Source organism: Nocardia niwae NBRC 108934 = DSM 45340 (assembly GCF_001613465.1).
Taxonomy (GTDB): domain Bacteria; phylum Actinomycetota; class Actinomycetes; order Mycobacteriales; family Mycobacteriaceae; genus Nocardia; species Nocardia niwae.
In genome coordinates this window covers 1-3,880 of the sequence record NZ_BDCK01000007.1, presented here as the reverse complement: position 1 = coordinate 3,880, position 3,880 = coordinate 1, and the positions used below count along the sequence as shown (strand labels likewise).

General features: G+C 68.9%; 8 protein-coding genes. All 8 read right to left on the bottom strand.

From position 1 onward, the window contains the following. Positions 1-99 precede the first annotated feature (99 nt). Positions 100-522: a RusA family crossover junction endodeoxyribonuclease gene (locus NNI01S_RS02730; protein ID WP_063017167.1), complete on the bottom strand. Its 423-nt coding sequence runs from the start codon at positions 520-522 to the stop codon at positions 100-102. Beyond that, on the bottom strand, positions 515-703 hold the full coding sequence (locus NNI01S_RS02725; RefSeq protein ID WP_063017165.1) for a hypothetical protein: 189 nt from the start codon (positions 701-703) through the stop codon (positions 515-517). The genes NNI01S_RS02730 and NNI01S_RS02725 overlap by 8 nt, the downstream gene beginning before the upstream one ends. Next, the gene (locus tag NNI01S_RS35660; RefSeq protein WP_063916149.1) at positions 696-1,193 is read right to left on the bottom strand and encodes a hypothetical protein; all 498 of its coding nucleotides are present in this window, start codon (positions 1,191-1,193) and stop codon (positions 696-698) included. Before NNI01S_RS35660 ends, NNI01S_RS02725 begins: the two co-directional genes overlap by 8 nt. Positions 1,194-1,745: 552 nt before the next feature. Beyond that, entirely contained in the window at positions 1,746-2,117 is a 372-nt protein-coding gene (locus NNI01S_RS02710) for a helix-turn-helix domain-containing protein (RefSeq protein ID WP_156511125.1), read from the bottom strand. Positions 2,118-2,197: 80 nt separating this feature from the next. After that, positions 2,198-2,428, bottom strand: a complete 231-nt coding sequence (locus NNI01S_RS02705; protein WP_063017159.1) for a hypothetical protein — start codon at positions 2,426-2,428, stop codon at positions 2,198-2,200. Beyond that, positions 2,425-3,084: a hypothetical protein gene (locus NNI01S_RS02700; protein ID WP_157114567.1), complete on the bottom strand. Its 660-nt coding sequence runs from the start codon at positions 3,082-3,084 to the stop codon at positions 2,425-2,427. The genes NNI01S_RS02705 and NNI01S_RS02700 overlap by 4 nt, the downstream gene beginning before the upstream one ends. Before the next feature lie 92 nt (positions 3,085-3,176). After that, positions 3,177-3,545: a hypothetical protein gene (locus NNI01S_RS02695; protein ID WP_063017155.1), complete on the bottom strand. Its 369-nt coding sequence runs from the start codon at positions 3,543-3,545 to the stop codon at positions 3,177-3,179. Further along, on the bottom strand, positions 3,542-3,880 hold a 339-nt coding region (locus NNI01S_RS35180; protein WP_169812916.1), incomplete at its 5' end, for a hypothetical protein. The genes NNI01S_RS02695 and NNI01S_RS35180, both read right to left, overlap by 4 nt.

The window sequence follows — 3,880 nt, the reverse complement described above, 5'->3', positions numbered from 1 at the left end:
CAGTGCCTCGACGAGTGTCCGGCCGCACTCCTCGCAGAGCGCGAGTTTGTCGCCGACGAGGCGCGTGCAGATGCCGCACGCCGTGCCATTGGCCATCGATCAGACCTCCAATCGGGTGAGCGTCATGTGCACGCCGGTGGCCTCGCCCGGCTCGGCGAGGCGCTTACGCGAGCGCAGGTCGACGACTTGCGAATCGTCGGCCCAGGCAACGCCGGTCAGTGCGTCGAGGACGGCCCGCGCGAGCTTGTCGGCATCGGGCCTTTTCACGGCCGCAGGCGTAGCCGCGGGCGTCCCCTTAGGACGAGGCATGACGAACACGAGGTCGGCGGCGAACGGGCCGCCGGTCGGCCGCCAACCGCGCTCGTGCGCAGTCCACGCGATACGGGCACGCCAGTCAGGCAGTCCGGCCGCGGACTCGACGAGGATCGCCTTGCCACGGGCGTTGCGGCCCTTGTAGTCCTTGGACCCTTGCGGCGCGGGTTGGCCCGAAACGAACAGCGTCTCGGCGTGCTGGTCAGGCACGGGCGGTCCTCCTGCCCACGAGGGCGCCGATGGCGTCGCAAATCAGGCCGAGCAGGCCGGGCCGGGACAGGTCCGTTCGCGGGCCCTCGAACGGTGACGGGATGTCGTCGCCGCGGGCGCGGCCCCTGCTGAGTTGCCAGTCGACGAGGTCGTCGATGTGGTCGCGGGCGCGGTCAGCCACGGTCGGTCCCCTTGGTGCGCCACTGCCCGGCATCCGGGCAGGTGGCGAAGTGGGAGACATAGCGCGGCACCTCGTCGCCGAGCTCGCCGAGCGCGTCCGCCGACAGCGCGGAGGCCACGTCGCCATCGACGACGACATTGCCGTGCAGCTCGGCCATCGGGTCGAGCGGGATTCGCTTGCCGGTCGGGGTGCGGCGCCACGCGATAAGGGCGCGGCACGAGCGACACCGGGCAGTCGGCGGCAGCGTGGTGGGGCCGTGGTCGGGGGTCGGCTCGGCGCCCTGGTCGGTCCACACGAGGCGGGTCTTGCCGTCGTGGCCGTGCACGGCGATGGCGTCCTCGATCGACGACCATGTGACGGTCGACCGGCGCTCACCGCGCCAGCGGAGCGCGACGTGCCCGTCATCGAAAACGATTCCGTCGGCGACGACTCCGGTACCGCTGACGCCGGAAATGTCTGTGTCCCTGTGGAATTCAAACGTGCGAGTCATCGTTCACGCTCCTTGCGTTCTGCTGCTGCGATGGCCTGCTGCGCTCGCAGGCTCGGGACGGACTGGTAGATCTCGCGTCGTTCGCCGCGAGTCCATGGCTTGCACACGGGGCACGGGATCGGGCGGAGCTCGTCGTCGTGGCCGAGCCATCCCCCGCGGCATCGGGGGTCATGCCACGGCGCCGACTCGTCTTCGGGTTCGAGCTCTGCGCCGGTGCGATCGAGGGTCATGAATTCCACACCTCCGCTCGCGCGGTCGTGAGTTGCGTCGTGAAGTCAGCTACGCGGCGGGTTTGGTTGGTAATGGTTGGTATGGGTTGGTGGCGTATCACCGGTGATCCCCAGACTTGCCGTGGATGATCCCCAGACTTTTCGTGGATGATCCCCAGACTTCCGCCGCGGGCCGATGTCTCGGGATCACCTGTGATACCCAGACTTTCGCCCTGTGGATAACTCCGGGGATCACTGGCGATACCCAGACCGCCGCCCTGTGGATAAGTCCACGGATCACCGGCGATACCCAGAGTTGCGACGGCGGCGCGATGTCTGCGGATCATGAGTGACCCCCAGACACCGCCTGCTCGTCCGGGTCGAGCATCGGCAAATCGAGCACGTCCGACGGCATCGTGAGCCGGTACTCGTCCGACTTCTTGGCATGTCGGTTGCCCTGCTTCACGCGCTCGACCAGGCCCACGCGACGCAGCTCGGCGAGGCCCCGTTTCACGGTCGGCTCGGACACGCACATCACGCGCGCCAGGCGCTCGACGCCCGCAACGATGTGCGACCCGTCCGCGTTCGCGTACGTGGACATCGTCAGTCCCAAATGCTTTGCACTGGCTGCGATCTGGACGCGTCGTAGGATGCGTTGCCACTCGAACGTGTCGACCGGCATCAGCTCGCGCGTGCTGCCCACAATTGAATCCACCACGCGCCTCCACACGGTCGATAGGAAGAACGTCCACGAGCGGCGGGCGTCCAGTTCGGATATGGCATCCGGCGCGGGTATCACTGCCCGGCCTGTTGCGCTCGGGCATCGAGCCGGTCGGCGAACTGGCGCAAGGACTCGGCAAGTTCGCGGTCGGCCAATTCGCGCGACGGGTTGCGAACCTCGTCGATGAACAGCGACTCGGGATCGTCCGGGTCGTTCCCGATGAGCAGCACGACAGCCGTGTACCGAGCCGCCTCCCGGAGGACGCGGGTTGCTTCCTCGGCCGGTAGCGGCTCCGGCAGGGTCATAACTCGGCCTCGTCGTGCTCGGCCTCGATCGTGCGGGCCTCGAAGACGATGCCGGGCAGGCGGTTCGCCCATCCCGCGACGAACTCGTCGACGCGCTCGCGGCGTTCGGGAGTGAGCTCGCGCGACGCCATGATGCCGAGGAAGCTCTCGCCGCACCGGACGAGCAGCGCTGGCGACCGCACTCCCCTGCCCTCGATCAGCAGGGGCGCGCCGTACGCCCGGGAAGCCTCGCGGAATCTGGCGATCATGTCGCCCGACACCGCCATGTCGTCGATGGTGCGGTGCGGCGACTGGTGCACGGCCTCGATCTGCTGGGCGACGGCCGCGAGCGCCGAATCCTCAGTCGACAGCCGCGGGAGCTGCAGCGCGCGGCCGTCAATCATGCCCGAACAGTCGGTGATCCGTAGGTGCTCATCGAGCACCTCCAGGCGCAGCAGGTTCTCCGGCGAGACTCCCTCGCCGACCGTTTCCTTGCCGCCCTTGAAGATCGACAGGATTTTCGCCACGTCGTCGGGCAGCAGCTCGACGCCGATGACGCGGTACCCGCCGGGCGGCGCATCGCCCCACAGGGACACGATCGAGAGTGCGCACGTGAACCGGTCTGTCGCGCTCACGGTCACATGCTGGCGACCGAATTGGAGCCGCACGCGATGCACCGCGGGCGACTCCTTGTCGGCGGACGCGTGCACTCGCACCGAGGTAAGGGCCTGCCGGAAATCGCCGGTGCCGACGATGACGCTCTCGTGCATCACCGGCCCCTGACCATGCTGGCGTTGAGCCGCTCGCGGACGGCCTCGATCACTGCCTCGACCTGCTCGGGCGTCATGCCTTCGGCGACGTTGATCGTGATGGTCGGCTCGTCGATCGCCGCGTCGGCCATCTGCCCGTGCTTGCGCTCGACGAGTCGCCGGACGAATCCCGGATCGGTCATGCCGTAGGCCGACCCGGCGAGCAGGGTCGCGGCGCGCTGCTCCTCGGCGAGCTCGCCGAGCCGGGCCTCGATGGCGAGCAAGGCGTGCGCGGTCGCCTCGCTGGCGAGCGCAGTGTGCCGGGCTTCGTCCTGGGCTTGCGGGATGTAGCCGAGGGCCTTGAGCGCGGCGATACGGTGGTCGGTCATTCGCCCGCTCCCGCACCCTCGGCGTTGCCCGCGGCCTGCTCGTCGGCGCGCAGCTGCTCGAGCTCAGCGAGCACCGCGTCCATGTCGGCCTCGGTCAGGGTGAGCGGGTCGGTCAGGTCGTCGCGCTCGAGGAACTTCCGCGGAAACATGAGTTTCTTCTCGTCGGTGTCGGCGCCGAGCTGGTCGAGCAGCGCCCTCGCGCGCTCCCACTTTTCCGCGACCGGCGAGGCAGGCTCGGCGGGCGGATCGCTCTCGAGGTGGGCGAGCAGCCGGATAGCCTCGGCACGGGTCACGTCGGCGGGCGCAGCGACCTTACGGCCGAGGAACCGGCCGAT